Here is a 15,816-nt window from a genome sequence, read left to right on the forward strand (position 1 = left end):
ATGAGTATATAGCCATTCTACGGACGTCAACCGCGGCCTCCGTCGAGGACCCGCGCCCGGTCGGCAAGCGGTCGGCACGACGCGGTGGGCATCGTACGGGGGGATCGCATGCGTGGAGCAGGATCGGTAGCGCTGGGTGCCTGTGCAGCAATCCCGATGGCCGCCCAGGCGGCCGAACCGGTCCGGACGCTGTTCGGCACCCTCCCGGACGGCCGCACCGTCGAGGAGGTGACGCTCACCAACGGCAAGGGCGTCACCGCCCGGGTGATCGCCTGGGGTGCCCTGCTGCGGAGCCTCGAGGTGCCCGACCGCGCCGGCAAACCCGCCGACATCGTCCTCGGCTACGGCGATCTCGCCGGCTACCTCGCCCAGCCCAACTATTTCGGCGTCAGCGTCGGGCGCTACGCCAACCGGATCCGTGGTGGCCGCTTCACGCTCGACGGTCGGACCTACACACTCGCCATCAACGACGGCCCCAACGCCCTTCACGGCGGCATCGCGGGCTTCGACAAGCGGCTCTGGACCATCACGGAGGTCAAGGGCGGCACGACCCCGTCGGTCACCCTGCGCCACGTCAGCCCGGACGGCGAGGAGGGCTATCCCGGCACGCTCACGGTCACCGCAACCTACGCCCTGGACGACACCGACACCCTCACGGTCACCTACCTCGCCACCACCGACAAGCCGACCATCGTCAACCTGACCAATCACAGCTTCTTCAACCTCGCCGGCGAGGGCTCCGGCCGCGCGGTCCTGGATAACATCCTGACCATTCCGGCCGGGCGCTACACGCCGGTCGATGCGACGCTTATCCCCACGGGGGAGCAGGTCCCGGTGGCGGGCACGCCGTTCGATTTCCGCAAACCGACGGTGATCGGGTCCCGCATCCGCGACGGACGCGACATCCAGATCGTGCGCGGGCAGGGCTACGACCACAACTGGGTCGTGACCGACGCACCCACCGCCGAGCCGCACCTCGTGGCCCGGGTCGAGGATCCGGCATCGGGCCGCGTCCTCGAAGTCGCCAGCAACCAGCCCGGCGTGCAATTCTACGCGGGCAACTTCCTCGATGCGACCGCAGTGGGCAAATCCGGCCTCGCTTATCGGCAATCGGACGCCCTGGCGCTGGAGCCCGGGCTGTTCCCCGACACCCCGAACCAGCCGGCCTTCGGCTCGGCCCGGCTCGATCCGGGCGCGACCTATCGGAACGTGATCACCTATCGCTTCTCCACCAGCGCGGCGCAGCGAGGCCACGAGTGATGGGTTGCCCCGCAGGATCGACATGACCGCGATCCCCGAGGGCGCGCCTGATTTCAGCATCGGCGCCGGGACACTGCGACCGCCCCAGGCACCACAACCTGATGTGTATGAGTAAACGGTGTGGCTTGCACGTAATCGGCAGGCCAACCCGCCGACGGCAAAGGAAAGTGCGATGCGTGGGTTGAGTTGGTTGGTGCTTTGCGCTTGTGCGGCGATCCCGGTGGTCGCCCAGGCGGCCGAGCCGGTCCGAACCGTGTTCGGCACCCTGCCGGATGGCCGCACCGTCGAGGAGGTAACGCTGACCAACGGCAAGGGCGTCACCGCCCGGGTGATTGCCTGGGGCGCCCTGCTGCGGACCCTCGAAGTCCCGGACCGCGCCGGGAAGCCCGCCGACATCGTCCTCGGCTACAACGATCTCGCCACGTATCTCGACAAGCCGAAGCGGTTCGGGGTGACCGTCGGGCGTTACGCCAACCGGATCCGAGGCGGGCATTTCACCCTCGACGGCCGGACCTACACCCTGGCCACCAATGACGGCCCGAACACCCTGCACGGCGGCAATGCCGGCTTCGACAAGCGGCTCTGGACCATCACCGAGGTGAAAGGCGGTGCCACGCCATCGGTCACCTTGCGCTACGTCAGCCCGGACGGCGAGGAGGGTTTTCCCGGGACGCTCACGGTCACCGCGACCTACGTTCTGGACGCCACCAACGCGCTGACCATCAGCTACCAGGCCACCACCGACAAGCCGACCATCGTCAACCTGACCAACCACAGCTTCTTCAACCTGGCCGGCGAGGGCTCAGGTCGCTCGGTTCTCGACCAGATTCTGACCATCCCGGCCGAGCGCTACACCCCGGTCGACGCCACGCAGATCCCCACGGGTGAGCAGGTCCCGGTGGCGGGCACGCCGTTCGACTTCCGCAAGCCGACGGTGATCGGGTCGCGCATCCGCGACGGGCGGGACATCCAGATCGTGCGCGGGCGCGGCTACCACCATAACTGGGTCGTGACCGAGGCGCCCACCGCCGAGCCGCACCCTGTTGCGAAGATCGAGGATCCTCACTCGGGCCGGGTTCTGGAGGTCGCCAGCAACCAGCCAGGTGTGCAATTCTACACCGGAAACTTCATCGACGCGACCGTGGTGGGTAAATCCGGCCTCGTTTACCGGCAGTCGGACGCCCTCGCGATCGAGCCCGAATTGTTCCCCGACACGCCGAACCAGCCGGCCTTCGGCTCGGCCCGGCTCGACCCCGGCGCCACATACCGGAACGTGATCACCTACCGCTTCTCCGCCAGCTCCGCACCCCGGACTCAGCCATGACCGATCGCCCGACCAACCGCCCCCTGCGCTCGCGCGCCTGGTTCGACAACCCCGACAATATCGACATGACCGCGCTCTACCTGGAGCGCTACCTGAATTTCGGCCTGAGCCTGGAGGAACTCCGCTCGGGCAAGCCGATCATCGGCATCGCCCAGACCGGCTCGGACCTGTCGCCGTGCAACCGGCACCATCTCGTCCTGGCGGAGCGCGTGCGCGAGGGCATCCGCGAGGCCGGTGGCATCGCGCTCGAATTCCCGGTCCATCCGATCCAGGAGACCGGTAAGCGGCCCACCGCCGGGCTCGACCGCAACCTCGCCTATCTCGGCCTGGTCGAGCTCCTGTACGGCTACCCCCTCGACGGCGTGGTGCTGACCACCGGCTGCGACAAGACCACCCCGGCCTGCCTGATGGCGGCCGCCACCGTGAACATCCCGGCCATCGCCCTGTCGGTGGGGCCGATGCTCAACGGCTGGTACAAGGGCCAGCGCACCGGCTCCGGCACGATCGTGTGGCATGCGCGCCAGATGCTGGCCGCGGGGGAGATCGACAACGACGGCTTCATCAAGCTGGTGACCTCGTCGGCCCCCTCCACCGGCTACTGCAACACGATGGGTACGGCGACGACCATGAACGCCCTCGGCGAGGCGCTCGGCATGATGCTGCCGGGCTCCGCGGCGATCCCGGCGCCCTACCGGGACCGCCAGGAGGTCGCCTACCGCACGGGCAAGCGTATCGTGGAGATGGTCGCTGAGGACCTCAAGCCGACCGACATCCTGACCCGCGAGGCCTTCCTCAACGCGATCGTGCTCAACTCGGCGATCGGCGGCTCCACCAACGCCCCGATCCACCTGGCCGCGCTCGCCCGCCACGCGGGGGTCGAGCTCGACATCGCCGATTGGCAGACGCACGGCCTCGACGTGCCGCTCCTGGTCAACCTGCAGCCGGCGGGCGAGTATCTCGGCGAGGATTATTATCGCGCCGGCGGCCTCCCGGCGGTGGCCGCACAGCTGATGCAACGCGGGCTGCTCCACGAGAACGCCCTGACGGTGAACGGCCGCACCATCGGCGACAATTGCCGCGGCGCGGTGATCGAGGACGAGGATGTGATCCGCCCGATCGACCGGCCGCTGAAGGAGGCGGCGGGCTTCCTGGTGCTGCGCGGCAACCTGTTCGACGCGGCGATCATGAAGACCAGCGTGATCGGAGAGGAATTCCGGCAGCGCTACCTCTCGAACCCCGAGGATCCGGAGGCCTTCGAGGGCCGGGCCGTGGTGTTCGACGGACCGGAGGATTACCACCACCGCATCGACGACCCGGCGCTGGGGATCGACGACAACAGCATCCTGATCATGCGGGGCGCCGGCCCCGTCGGCTATCCGGGCGCGGCCGAGGTGGTGAACATGCGCCCGCCCGCCTACCTGATCCGCTCCGGGGTGCACGCGCTGCCGTGCCTCGGCGACGGGCGTCAATCCGGCACCTCGGCCTCGCCGTCCATCCTCAACGCCTCGCCCGAGGCGGCGGTCGGCGGCGGCCTCGCGCTGCTGCGCACCGGCGATCGGGTGCGGATCGACCTGAAGCGCGGCACTGCCGACATGCTGCTCGACGCGGACGAGATCGAGCGTCGGCGCAAGGCCCTCGAGGCGGCAGGGGGCTACGCCTATCCGGCATCCCAGACCCCGTGGCAGGCGATCCAGCGCGCATCCGTGGGGCAGATGCACACCGGCGCGATCCTTGAGGGCGCCGAGCGCTTCCAGCGGATTGCGCAGACCAGCGGGCTGCCGCGCGACAACCACTGACCGGAAACCCCGCCGCCGCGAGCGATGGCGGCGGGGTTTGTTATGCCTTGAGCGAGAGCTCTGTGTCGGCGAGCGCGAGGCGGACCAGTTCGGTCATCGCCGTGCGCGCCGCCTCGACGTCGCCGGCCACGATTGCCTCGTACAGGATTCGGTGGTCCGGCATCGGATCCCGGGGCAGGGCGCTACGGCGCTGTTTGAAGATCGTCGTCCACGTCACGGCCGCAGCAATGGAACTGGACAGGGCCATCAGCGGCCCGTTGCGCGCTGCCTCCAGGATCGTGTTGTGGAAGGCTTGGTCGGCGGCGCGCCCGATCTCGGTGGAAAGTCCGTAGCGGCCCATCTCCTCCAGGGCGTGGCCCATCCGGGAAATGTCGAGGCCCGAGCGCCGCTCCGCCGCCAGAGCCGCCGCCGCCGGCTCGACGATCATCCGCAATTCGAACAGGTCCCGGATGAACGATTCACTCGGCTCGGCCTCGAAGGCCCAGGCGAGGATGTCTGGGTCGAGCAGATTCCAGCGGCTGCGCTGGGTCACGCGGGTGCCGGTGCGGGGCCGGCTCTCGACCAGCCCCTTGGCGCTCAGGATGCGGACCGCCTCGCGATAGGCGGTGCGCGAGACCTTCAGCTGCTCCGAGAACTCGATCTCGCCGGGCAGCACGTCCCCCGGCGCGTAGCGGCCCGCCAGGATCGCGATGCCAAGATCGCGCGCCACCGAGCCGTGGATTCGGCGCGAGCCCGAGGCCAGCGGCAGCTTGATGTCCTCGAACGCCGGATCCCCCCTCACCTGATACCTCCAGTCCGAGCCGCCAGGACGGGGCAGGATCGCCGCGATCGTACCCGGAAGTTGTAGGAGTGCAAGCGCCGACACCCGCAGGCATCATAGTGCCGCGGCGCTTGCAGCCACTGCACAACTGCTCTAAGTTATTTGTATTAGTAAAGAGCTGAGTGCCCTCGCCGAGATTCGCGGCACGATCCTGATCGGCGCCGCGGATTTGACCACGGCAGATACCTTCCGAGCCGTCGATGCAGCAAGCGGAGCAGCGCTGGAGCCCGCCTTCTCGGCGGCCGGCCCGGCTGAGGTCGAGGCCGCCTGCGCCCTGGCCGATGCGGCGTTCCCGAGCTTTTCCGAATCGCCCCCCGCGGTGCGGGCCAATTTCCTGGACGCCGTGGCCGAGGCCGTGAACGCTCTTGGCGAGTCCTTGATCGCGCGGGCCATGGCCGAGACCGGCCTGCCGCGTGCTCGGCTGGAGGGTGAGCGCGCGCGCACCGTCGGCCAACTGCGCTTGTTCGCCTCCGTCGTCCGCGCGGGCGACTGGGTCCAGGCCACGATCGATCCGGCGCAGCCCAAGCGCACGCCCCTGCCGCGGCCCGATCTGCGCCGCCGCCACGTCGCCGTCGGACCGGTGGCGGTGTTCGGCGCCAGCAATTTCCCGCTGGCCTTCTCGGTAGCCGGTGGCGACACCGCCTCCGCGCTCGCGGCCGGCTGCCCGGTGGTGGTGAAGGGTCACCCGGCCCATCCCGGCACCGGCGAACTGGTCGCCCGGGCGGTGCGGGCGGCGGTCGCCGCCAGCGGCCTGCATCCGGGCGTGTTCTCCTACCTGCCGGGGCCGTCGAACGACCTCGGGACGGCGCTGGTCGCCGACCCGCGAATCAAGGCGGTGGGCTTCACCGGCTCGCGCGGCGGCGGCCTCGCCCTGATGCGGGTGGCGGCCGGCCGGCCCGAACCGATCCCGGTCTATGCCGAGATGAGCGCGGTTAATCCCGTCCTGCTGCTGCCGGGCGCCCTGCGGGCGCGGAGCGCGAGCCTGGCGACCGGCTTCGTCCAGTCCCTGACGCTGGGGGCCGGGCAGTTCTGCACCAATCCGGGCCTGCTGATCGGAATTGCAGGCTCCGACCTTGACGCCTTCGCGGAGGCCGCCGCGGCGGCGATCCGCGCGAGCACGCCGCACGCGATGCTGACCACCGACATCCGCGCCCGCTTCGAGCAGGGCGTCGCCGAGATGGCGGCCCGCCCGGGAGTGACCGTGGCGGCGCGCGGGGAGGGGGCCGGGCCGGGGGGCGCCCCCGCCGCTCTGCTGCGGACGAACGGGGCGCGGTTCCTGGCGGATCCCGGCCTCGCCGACGAGATGTTTGGACCCGCGGCGATCCTAGTGGCGGCGGCGGACCTCGACCAGGTCAATCGCATCGTCGCCGCGCTCCCGGGCCAGCTCACCGCCACCCTGCACCTCGACCGCGCCGACGAGCACATCGCCGCCGGCCTGGTCCCGGCCCTGGCCCGCAAGGTCGGCCGCATCCTCGCCAATGGCTGGCCCACCGGCGTGGAGGTCGCCCCCGCGATGGTCCATGGCGGCCCGTTCCCGGCGACCTCGGACGGGCGCACCACCTCCGTCGGCACCCTGGCGATCGAGCGCTTCCTGCGCCCCGTCTGTTACCAGGACCTGCCCGAGGCGCTGCTGCCGCAGCCCCTGCGCCCGGACAATCCCTGGCACCTCACCCGCAGGGTCGACGGCACCCTCAGCCCGGCCTTCGAGCGCTGACGCGCCGACGCGCGCGGCAACCCAATTTCGAGCCGGCCCGACGAAGGCCAGCCCTGGGAGGATCACGATGGGTCAATCACTCCTACAATTCCGCAGACCCGACGGGCGGCGGGGTGTGGCGGTGCTGGAGGACGGCCGGGCGCGGAGCGTGTCCGGCGTGGACAGCGTCCTGGATCTGGCCCGGCGCGCCCTAGCGGCGGGGGACGGCTTAGCCGAGACGGCGTCCCGGCTCGGCCTCGGCGACGCCGTGGATCTCGATGCCGTGCGGCTGCTGCCGCCGATCGACCACGCGGATCCCGCGCATCTGCTGCTCAGCGGCACGGGACTGACCCATCTCGGCTCGGCCGAGGGCCGGGACAAGATGCACCGCGCCGCGGCGGCGGATCCGGCCCCGACCGATTCGATGCGGATGTTCCGGATGGGCGTGGAGGGCGGCAAGCCCAGGCCAGGCGAGACCGGGGTCCAGCCCGAATGGTTCTACAAGGGCGACGGCGCCGCGATCGTCGGCACCGGCGAGCCGCTCCTGTCGCCGTCCTTCGCCCTCGACGGCGGCGAGGAGCCGGAGATCGCCGGCATCTACCTGATCGACCCGGACGGCGATCCGGTGCGCCTCGGCTTCGCGCTGGCCAACGAGTTCTCCGACCACGTCACCGAGCGCGGCAACTACCTGTGGCTGGCCCATTCGAAGCTCCGTCCCGCGGCGCTCGGCCCGGAACTGTGGCTGGGGGATCTGCCCGCCGACGTACGCGGCTCCAGCCGCATCCGGCGCGAGGGCGCCGTGCTGTGGGAGAAGCCGTTCCTTTCGGGTGAGGCGAACATGTCCCACACGATCGAGAACCTAGAGCGGCACCACTTCAAATACGCCCCGTTCCGCCGCCCCGGCGACCTGCACGTCCACTTCTTCGGCACCGCCACCCTGTCGTTCAGCGACGGCATCACGGCGCAGCCCGGGGACGTGTTCGAGATCGAGGCCGCCCCCTTCACCCTGCCGCTGCGCAATCCCCTGGCGATCGCGCCCGCCCGCGACCTGTCCGTGAAGGTGCTCTGAGATGTCAGCTTCGAACGGGACGATCCGCATCGGGCTGGTCGGCGTCGGCAAGATTGCCCGGGACCAGCACCTGCCGGTCATCGGCGCCTCGCCGGACTACACCCTGACCGCCGTGGCGAGCCGCGAAGGCCGCCATGAGGGGGTGCCGAACTACCGTACATTGACGGAGATGCTGGCGGGTCAGCCCGACCTCGACGCGGTCGCCCTGTGCCAGCCGCCGCAGGTGCGCTTCTCGGCTGCCCTTGAGGCGATCGCGGCCGGGCGGCACGTCTTCCTGGAGAAGCCCCCGGGGGCGACCCTGGCAGAGGTCGGGATCCTGGTGGAGGCCGCACGCGCGCGGGGTGTGAGCCTGTTCGCCAGCTGGCACTCTCGCTACGCCCCCGGAGTCGAGCCTGTGCGCCGCTGGCTGTCGGGCCGCAGGATCCGGTCGGTGGCGATCGCCTGGATGGAGGATGTCCGGCACTGGCATCCGAACCAGGCCTGGATCTGGCAGGCCGGCGGCATGGGGGTGTTCGATCCGGGGATCAACGCCCTGTCGATCGCGACCCACATCCTGCCGCCCTTCCTCCTCACCGGCGCGACCCTGTCGGTCCCGGAGAACCGGCAGGCGCCGATCGCCGCCGACCTGCATTTCACCGACGCCGCCGGCACCCCGATTGAGGCGGTGTTCGACTGGCGCCAGACCGGCCCGCAGACCTGGGACATCCGCGTCGACACCGAAGACGGCCTGCTGGTGCTGTCGAAGGGCGGCAGCGTCCTCACGATCGACGGCAACCCGCAGCCGCTGCCTCCGGAGGCCGAGTATCGCGGCCTCTACGACCGTTTCGCCGCCCTCGTCCGGTCCGGTACGAGCGACGTCGACCTGAACCCGCTGATCCACATCGCCGACGCCTTCCTGCGCGGCGAGCGCCGCACCGTGGAGGCCTTCACGGACTGACCGGAGGGATCCCGGCGGACACGAACGCGACAGAGCCAATCAGGGCCGCGCGTCTTAGGGGGAGTCACTGTTATGGGAACGTACACGCGATGGGCGGCGCTCGCACTCTGCGCCGCATCACTCTCGGCCGGCATTCAGGCGGCCGAGGCACAGGATGCCAACGCTCCGGACGGGGGCCCGTCCCTGGTGAACCCGGGCCCGAAGGCGAGCCCGGCAGCGAAGGCCCAGTACCGGGCGAACCGCTCCAGGCGGCGGACCATCCGCGAAGCCCGGAGTGCCGCCGGCGCCAGCAGCGCCGCGGCCTCGATCGACGTGCAGGGCAGCAGCGCGACGCCGCCCGGCCTGCCGCCGGGCACCTTTTACCTCGGCAACGGGATCAGCATGATCCTGAACTACACCGGCGAATTCGCTGCCAACCCGTCCGGCGGCATCCGCCAGGGATCGGCCTATGCCGGCCAAGTAGTGTTCGGCCTGGATGCCGATCTCGGCCGCCTCGCAGGGATCGACGGCGGCTCGTTCCACACGATCGTGACGCAACGTCACGGCCGTAGCCTGGCGCGAGACAGCATCGGCTTCGACGGGAGCGTGCAGGAAATCTACGGCGGCGGCCAGACGGCCCACCTCACGTCGATCTCTTACGAGCAAAAATTGTTTAACGACCGCGTTGATATTGAAGTTGGGCGGATATTGGCCAATCCAAACTTCCTAGCCTCACCGCTGTATTGCAATTTTCAAAATAATGCAACCTGTGGCGCACCTAAATCGATCTTCAAGCTGACGAATTTCAGCTATTGGCCGATCGCCACCTGGGGCGCCCATGCGAAAGCCTGGGTCACCGACAAGGTGTTCGTCCATGCCGGCGTCTACGAGGTGAATCCCCGTGATCAGCAGGACAACCAGAACGGCATCGACTGGTCGACCCGCGGCGCCACCGGCGTCCTGATTCCCGTGGAGGCCGGCTACTCGACCAACTTCGGCAACGATCCGCTGCCGCGCAACTACAGTGTCGGCGTGGTCTTCGACCAGTCCGACTACAAGGATCCGGTCTATGACGTGCGCGGCGGGCTTCGTGTCTTCAGCGACCTCGACCCGCTGACCCGCTTCGGTCGGTCGGCGGTCTATGCCCGCTTCGACCAGATGGTCTGGCGTCCGGATCCGAACGGCGTCCAAGGCCTGTCGGTGTTCGGCGTCGCGTTGGGCGGCACGGGCGGCCGGCAGATCCAGGATTATTTCCTGGAGGGCGGCGCGGTGCTGACCGGTACCTTCCCGGGCCGGCCCTACGACACCCTCGGGTTCGTGTTCGCCATGGAGAAGCTCTCGCCCCTCGGCTCGGCCGGAATCCGGGCGGCGCGCGCGTCGTACGGGCTCAGCAGCCGCAACGTCGACACGCTGCAGACCATCCTGGAGTTGAGCTACGGCATTCAGCTCACCCCGGCGATCCGGCTGATGCCGAACCTGCAATACGTGATCGGTCCGGACCAGACCCGCTTCCCGCTCCGGCCGAAGCCGATCCCCGACGCCTTCGTCATCGGCGCGAAGCTCTCGGTCGACCTGTTCACCCTGGGCGGCCTGGCCAAGGGTCCGGGAAGCCTCTGACATCGAGCGCATCACGGCAGAGCCTGCGAACCCATCACCGGTGGGCTCGTGGGCGGAAACCGACAAGGATCGGCGCGCGCGGAGCATCCGTGCGCGCCGATCGCGTTTGAGGGTGAGCGATCCGGGCTGGGCAGGGGGGAGGGGCGGCCGGAACCCGAGTCATCCCAGGTCGTCCAACGTCGCCCCACGTCGCCAGCCCCTCTCGGCAGCCCCGTGGAGCCGGCACTGACACCAAGCGCACGGCCCCGACGTGGAACCAGACACGCAGTCGTGGGTTGACCAGCAGATTGTAGCTGTTCTAATTCGTAAGAGAGAACGGCACGCCGCCGAACCGACACGGGAGCATCGAGACATGGCCAGCGCAAACTGCGAGAGCTGCAAGTTCTTCGACGAGCACAAGGGCAACGGCGCGAGCGCCCAGGGCGATGCCGGCCTGTGCCGCTTCAACCCCCCCGTGAGCCAGCCGGCGCCCGAGTCCAAGGGCTTGTGGCCGGTCGTGACGAACAACGATTGGTGCGGCCACTTCACCGCAGAGATGACCGCGGCCGAGTAAGCCCGGGCGCGCTCACCGCCGATCCGGTGACGGGCGCGCAAACGCTGCACGGACGACTCGTCGCGAGACGCAGGGCCAGCCGCCACGGCTGGCCCTTTTTCGTGCGCGGATCGGACGGTCAGAGCCGGAACGCGTGAGCTGAAACCTCAGAATCCGGACGGCACCATCCCAACCGAAATGACGTGCCTTGCACGTCCAGAGGCCTTTCCAGCTTACGCGCTCGCCCCTCCGGCGGCCGGATCAACCCGACAGAACGATCCGCCTCCCGATGCCCAGATCTGAAGTATTTTTATCTCTACGACTCCATATCGAGAGATCAAACCCAGCTCGAAATCCGATTGACGCGTGCGCGGAGCCGCAATCCACACGCAGCGCCCCCCAAGGGCGAGATGAAACCACGCTCCAAAGCGCCTCTTCCGAGGAGAACATTTTTCTATTCGGAATGAATTTGGAAAGCCGTTTCATTGACGCCGTGCAGCGCAGTCAGCAATTCTAGCGCTCTATTTGGATATCCGATCACGCCTCAGCCGCTCCTCACCGAGCAGGGCGGGCTGGCATTGTCGCAAGGCTTCTGCAATGACACGACCGAGACTCGTCGGGCTGAGCGCGAACGTTCAGCGCCCGTCCAAGACCCGCACGCTGGTCGATGCGGTGCTGCACGAGGCCTGCGCGCAGGCGGCGTTCGACGGGCGCATCTTCGACTTCGTCGATGCCGGTTCCGGCCTCGGGGCCGCCTGGACCCGGGACCAGCTGCCGCTGCCCGCCCGCCGGGTGCTCGACGCCATCGAGGAGGCGGATGGGCTCGTGGTCGGCTCGCCGGTCTACAAGGGCGCCTATACCGGCCTGTTCAAGCACCTGTTCGATCTGGTCGATCCCACCGCGCTCGCCGGCAAGCCCGTGGCCATCGTGGCGACCGGGGGCGGAGCGCGGCATGCCCTGGTGGTCGAGCACGCCTTCCGGCCGCTGTTCGGTTTCTTCGGCGCCCTCCAGATCCCGACCGCGGTCTACGCGTCCGACGCGGATTTCAGCGACGGCGTGCTGACTGAGGCCGGCGTGCGCGCCCGCGCCGCCGAGGCCGGCGGCCAGCTCGCCGCCCTGCTCCTACACCGGGCGTCGGCGGCGACCGGCCCGGCCGAGCTCGCCGCCGCCGAGTGAGCCCGACGATGCTCGACCGCCGCACCTTCCTGGCCGCATCCCTTGCGGCCGTCCCGGCCCTGCGGGGCGCCCGGGCGGCCGAGCCCGGCGTGCTGCGCATCGGCTACCAGAAGAACGGGATTTTGGTCGTCGCCAAGCAGCAGGGCATCATCGAGCGGCGCCTGGAGCCTCTCGGCCACACGGTGCGCTGGGTCGAGTTCTCGTTCGGGCCGCCGCTGCTGGAGGCCCTGTCCCTCGACGGGATCGATTTCGGCCAGACCGGCGACGCACCGCCGATCTTCGCCCAGGCGGCCCGGTCGAGCCTCGTCTACGCAGCGGCCCAGGAGGGCGGCAGTTCCGGCATCGGGATCCTGCTGCCCAAGGGCTCGCCCGTGCGCAGCCTCGCCGACCTCAAGGGCAAGCGTGTCGCCTTCGCCAAGGCCTCGAGCGCGCACAACCTGACGGTCGCGGCTCTGGAGAAGGCGGGCCTGCGCTACGCCGATATCGAGCCGGTGACCCTGGCGCCCGCCGACGCGGCGGCGGCCTTCACCCGCGGCAGCGTCGATGCCTGGACGATCTGGGACCCATATCTTGCCATCGCCGAGGAGGGCGACGGAGTGCGGGTGCTCGCCCTCGCCACCGAGATCACGCCGCAGAACAATTTCTTCCTGGCACGCCGGGCCTTTGCGGAGACGCAGGGAGCGGTGCTCGTCGCGACAATCGACGCCCTGAGCGAGGTCGCGGCTTGGTGCCGGCAGAACCGTGGCGCGGTGGCCGCGCTCCTGTCCCAGGGCACCGGCGTGCCGCTGCCGGCTACGCGCCGGGCGGTGGACCGCGCCGAGTACGTGATCGGCCCAATGACCGAACGGATCATCGCCGAGCAGCAGGCCGTGGCCGACCGGTTCCACGCCCTGAAGCTGATCCCGAAGCCGATCCGCATCGCCGACGCGGTCTGGACGGCGCCCGCCCGCAACGGCTGAGATCCATGACCGAGAGATCATCTCCTTTGGGGCTATTCGGGCTCGCCCCGAGCCGGCGCCACCTCCTGTCCGCGGGGCTCGGCCTCGCGGCGGCTGGCGCCCTGCGCCCGGCCCGGGCTGCCGGCGGCAGCATCCGGGTCGGCTACCAGAAATACGGCTCCCTCGTCCTGCTGAAGGGCCGCGGCACCCTCGAGAAGGCGCTCCAGCCCCTCGGCTACACGGTGGCATGGTCGGAATTCCCGTCCGGCCCCCCGCTGATGGAGGCCCTGAATGCCGGGGCGGTCGATTTCGGCTCGGCCGGGGAGGCGCCGCCGATCTTCGCGCAGGCCGCGAGCGCGGACCTGCGCTACGTCGCCACCGAGCCGCCGGCCCCCCGGGGCGAAGCGATCCTGGTCCCCAAGGATAGCCCGGTGCGCAGTGTCGCCGACCTGCGCGGCCGGACGCTGGCCCTCAACAAAGGCTCGAACGTCCACTTCCTGGTGGTGCGCGCCCTGGAGCAGGCCGGCCTGCCCTACGATGCGGTGAAGTTCGCCTTCCTGGCCCCGGCGGACGCCAACGCCGCCTTCGTGCGCGGCTCCGTCGACGCCTGGGCGATCTGGGATCCCTATCTCGCCGCCGCAGAACGGGCCACCGGCGCCCGGGTGCTGGCGGACGCGCAGGGGCTTGCCCCCAACCGCCAGTTCTACCTGTCCCGTCGCGGCTTCACCGATGCCAGCCCGGAGGTCGTCTCGGTCGTGCTCAAGGCGATCGAGGAGGTGGATACCTGGGCGGAAGGCCATGCCGACACCGTGGCGGCGGAACTTGCGCCCTCCGTGGGCATTCCAGCCCCCGTGCTCCGCATCGCCCTCGACCGCCTGTCCTATGGGGTCACGCCCCTGGATGCCGCGGCGATCGCCGACCAGCAGCGGGTGGCGGACGCCTTCCACGGCCTCGGCCTTCTGCTGAAGCCGATCCGCGTGGCCGATGCGGTCTGGACACAGCCCGAACGCCGGGCGGAGAATCGATGATGCGCCCCACCCCTCTCGGTCGCCTGCGCGACACGGCCGTACCCTGGCTCCTGCCGGTCGCGATCCTCCTGGGCTGGCAGGCAGCGGTCTCGACAGGCCTCGTCTCCAACCGATTCATGCCGGCGCCCCTGGACGTGGTCCGGGCCGGCTGGGAGGCTGCGCGCACCGGAGAGCTCTGGACCAACCTCTGGGTCAGCACCCTGCGGGCGCTGTCGGGCTTCGCGGTCGGCGGCGGCATCGGCTTCGCGCTGGGCCTCGCCAACGGCCTCTCGCGCCTGTCGGAGCGGCTGACCGACACCTCGGTGCAGATGGTGCGCAACGTGCCCCATCTGTCGCTGATCCCGCTGGTGATCCTGTGGTTCGGCATCGGCGAGGAGGCCAAGCTGTTCCTGGTTGCGCTCGGCGTGTTCTTCCCGATCTACGCCAACACCCTGCACGGCATCCGCTCGGTGGACCCGGCGCTAGTGGAGATGGGTCGTGTCTACGGCATGTCGCGCACGGAGCTGTTCACCAAGGTGGTGCTGCCCGGCGCCCTCCCATCGATCTTCGTCGGCTTACGCTACGCGCTGGGGATCATGTGGCTGACGCTGATCGTTGCCGAGACGATCTCTGCTTCCTCGGGGCTCGGCTACATGGCCATGCAGGCCCGTGAGTTCATGCTGGTCGACGTCGTCGTGCTGGCGATCCTGATCTACGCCGCCCTGGGCAAGCTCGCGGATGCGCTGACGCGTCAGCTCGAGCGCGCCTGCCTCGCCTGGAACCCCGCCTACAGGAGCGCCTGATGCTGCTCGACGCCCTTCGCCGCGAGGCTCCGGCCGATCCCCTCCCCGAGACCCGGGCCACCGTGCCCCCGACGCCCGCGTCGGCGCGCCAGCCGGCGGAGGCCGCCGGCCGCGGCATTGCGGTGACGGCCCGCGACCTCCGCAAGAGCTTCGACGGCCACGCCGTCATCGAGGGGCTCGACCTCTTCCTGCCGGCCGGCGGATTCACCGCTGTGGTCGGGCGCTCCGGCTGCGGCAAGAGCACGTTGCTCCGCCTGATCCTCGGGTTGGAGACGCCCACCGGCGGCCGGATCGTGCTCGAAGGACCCGAAACCGGCCCACGCCGGAGCGAGCCGCCGAAGCGGATCATGTTCCAGGAGCCGCGCCTGCTGCCCTGGGCTCGGGTGGTGGACAACGTCGCGGTCGGCCTCTCCGGCCACGGCTCCCGGGCCGAGCGCCGGGAGCGGGCGCTGGCGGCACTCGCCGAGGTCGGCTTGGCCGACAAGGCCGGGCAATGGCCGGCGACCCTGTCGGGCGGCCAGCGGCAGCGCGTGGCGCTGGCCCGGGCGCTGGTGAGCCGGCCGGGCTTGTTGGCCCTCGACGAGCCGCTGGGCGCCCTCGATGCCCTCACCCGCATCGGCATGCAGGATCTGATCGAGCGGATCTGGCTGGCGCAGGGCTTCACCGCGCTGCTGGTCACCCACGACGTGGCCGAGGCGGTGGCGATGGCCGATCGCATCCTGGTCGTCGAGGCCGGCCGCATCGCCCTCGACCTGCGGGTCGACGTGCCGCGCCCGCGCCGGCGCGGGGATCCGGATCTGGCCCGGCTGGAGGGGCGTATCCTCGATCATCTGCTCGGCGCACAAACGGACATCTGACATCGGGC

Annotated in this window: 14 protein-coding genes; 13 read left to right on the forward strand and 1 reads right to left on the reverse strand. The window is 69.9% G+C overall.

Features of this window, described 5'->3' with window-relative positions; all coding sequences use genetic code 11:
• Positions 1-156: 156 nt before the first annotated feature.
• The 3 genes from MKK65_RS02600 (at position 157) to MKK65_RS02610 (ending at position 4,380) form a co-directional block, all read left to right on the forward strand.
• On the forward strand, positions 157-1,260 hold the full coding sequence (locus tag MKK65_RS02600) for an aldose epimerase family protein (protein WP_243955075.1): 1,104 nt from the start codon (positions 157-159) through the stop codon (positions 1,258-1,260).
• 172 nt (positions 1,261-1,432) lie between these two features.
• On the forward strand, positions 1,433-2,584 hold the full coding sequence (locus MKK65_RS02605; RefSeq protein ID WP_243955077.1) for an aldose epimerase family protein: 1,152 nt from the start codon (positions 1,433-1,435) through the stop codon (positions 2,582-2,584).
• On the forward strand, positions 2,581-4,380 hold the full coding sequence (locus tag MKK65_RS02610; protein WP_243955078.1) for an IlvD/Edd family dehydratase: 1,800 nt from the start codon (positions 2,581-2,583) through the stop codon (positions 4,378-4,380). The genes MKK65_RS02605 and MKK65_RS02610 overlap by 4 nt, the downstream gene beginning before the upstream one ends.
• A 40-nt stretch (positions 4,381-4,420) precedes the next feature.
• On the opposite strand, the gene MKK65_RS02615 is transcribed toward MKK65_RS02610, so the two are convergent.
• A complete protein-coding gene (locus MKK65_RS02615) occupies positions 4,421-5,161 on the reverse strand; it encodes a FadR/GntR family transcriptional regulator (protein WP_058190993.1) in 741 nt (246 codons plus the stop codon).
• Between the two features lie 145 nt (positions 5,162-5,306).
• On the opposite strand from MKK65_RS02615, the gene MKK65_RS02620 reads away from it, so the two are divergent.
• The 10 genes from MKK65_RS02620 (at position 5,307) to MKK65_RS02665 (ending at position 15,808) form a co-directional block, all read left to right on the forward strand.
• Positions 5,307-6,914, forward strand: coding sequence for an aldehyde dehydrogenase (NADP(+)) (locus MKK65_RS02620; protein WP_243955187.1), 1,608 nt, complete (start codon positions 5,307-5,309; stop codon positions 6,912-6,914).
• Between the two features lie 67 nt (positions 6,915-6,981).
• Positions 6,982-7,962 (forward strand): AraD1 family protein, encoded by a 981-nt coding sequence (gene araD1 / locus MKK65_RS02625; RefSeq protein ID WP_243955080.1) that lies wholly within the window; start codon positions 6,982-6,984, stop codon positions 7,960-7,962.
• A 1-nt stretch (position 7,963) separates the two neighbouring features.
• A complete protein-coding gene (locus MKK65_RS02630; RefSeq protein WP_243955082.1) occupies positions 7,964-8,899 on the forward strand; it encodes a Gfo/Idh/MocA family protein in 936 nt (311 codons plus the stop codon).
• 72 nt (positions 8,900-8,971) lie between these two features.
• Positions 8,972-10,495 (forward strand): carbohydrate porin, encoded by a 1,524-nt coding sequence (locus tag MKK65_RS02635; RefSeq protein WP_243955084.1) that lies wholly within the window; start codon positions 8,972-8,974, stop codon positions 10,493-10,495.
• A gap of 352 nt (positions 10,496-10,847) precedes the next feature.
• Entirely contained in the window at positions 10,848-11,048 is a 201-nt protein-coding gene (locus tag MKK65_RS02640; RefSeq protein ID WP_243955086.1) for a hypothetical protein, read from the forward strand.
• Positions 11,049-11,624: 576 nt separating this feature from the next.
• Positions 11,625-12,203 (forward strand): FMN reductase, encoded by a 579-nt coding sequence (gene msuE / locus MKK65_RS02645; RefSeq protein ID WP_058190999.1) that lies wholly within the window; start codon positions 11,625-11,627, stop codon positions 12,201-12,203.
• Between the two features lie 8 nt (positions 12,204-12,211).
• Entirely contained in the window at positions 12,212-13,162 is a 951-nt protein-coding gene (locus MKK65_RS02650; protein WP_243955088.1) for an aliphatic sulfonate ABC transporter substrate-binding protein, read from the forward strand.
• Between the two features lie 5 nt (positions 13,163-13,167).
• The gene (locus MKK65_RS02655; protein ID WP_243955090.1) at positions 13,168-14,169 is read left to right on the forward strand and encodes a sulfonate ABC transporter substrate-binding protein; all 1,002 of its coding nucleotides are present in this window, start codon (positions 13,168-13,170) and stop codon (positions 14,167-14,169) included.
• Positions 14,169-14,951, forward strand: coding sequence for an aliphatic sulfonate ABC transporter permease SsuC (gene ssuC, locus MKK65_RS02660; RefSeq protein ID WP_243955189.1), 783 nt, complete (start codon positions 14,169-14,171; stop codon positions 14,949-14,951). The genes MKK65_RS02655 and ssuC overlap by 1 nt, the downstream gene beginning before the upstream one ends.
• Complete coding sequence (locus MKK65_RS02665) at positions 14,951-15,808, forward strand: ABC transporter ATP-binding protein (protein WP_243955092.1); 858 nt, start codon at positions 14,951-14,953, stop codon at positions 15,806-15,808. Before ssuC ends, MKK65_RS02665 begins: the two co-directional genes overlap by 1 nt.
• Positions 15,809-15,816: the final 8 nt, after the last annotated feature.

It is taken from the genome of Methylobacterium sp. J-001 (assembly GCF_022829565.1).
Classification (GTDB): Bacteria; Pseudomonadota; Alphaproteobacteria; order Rhizobiales; family Beijerinckiaceae; genus Methylobacterium.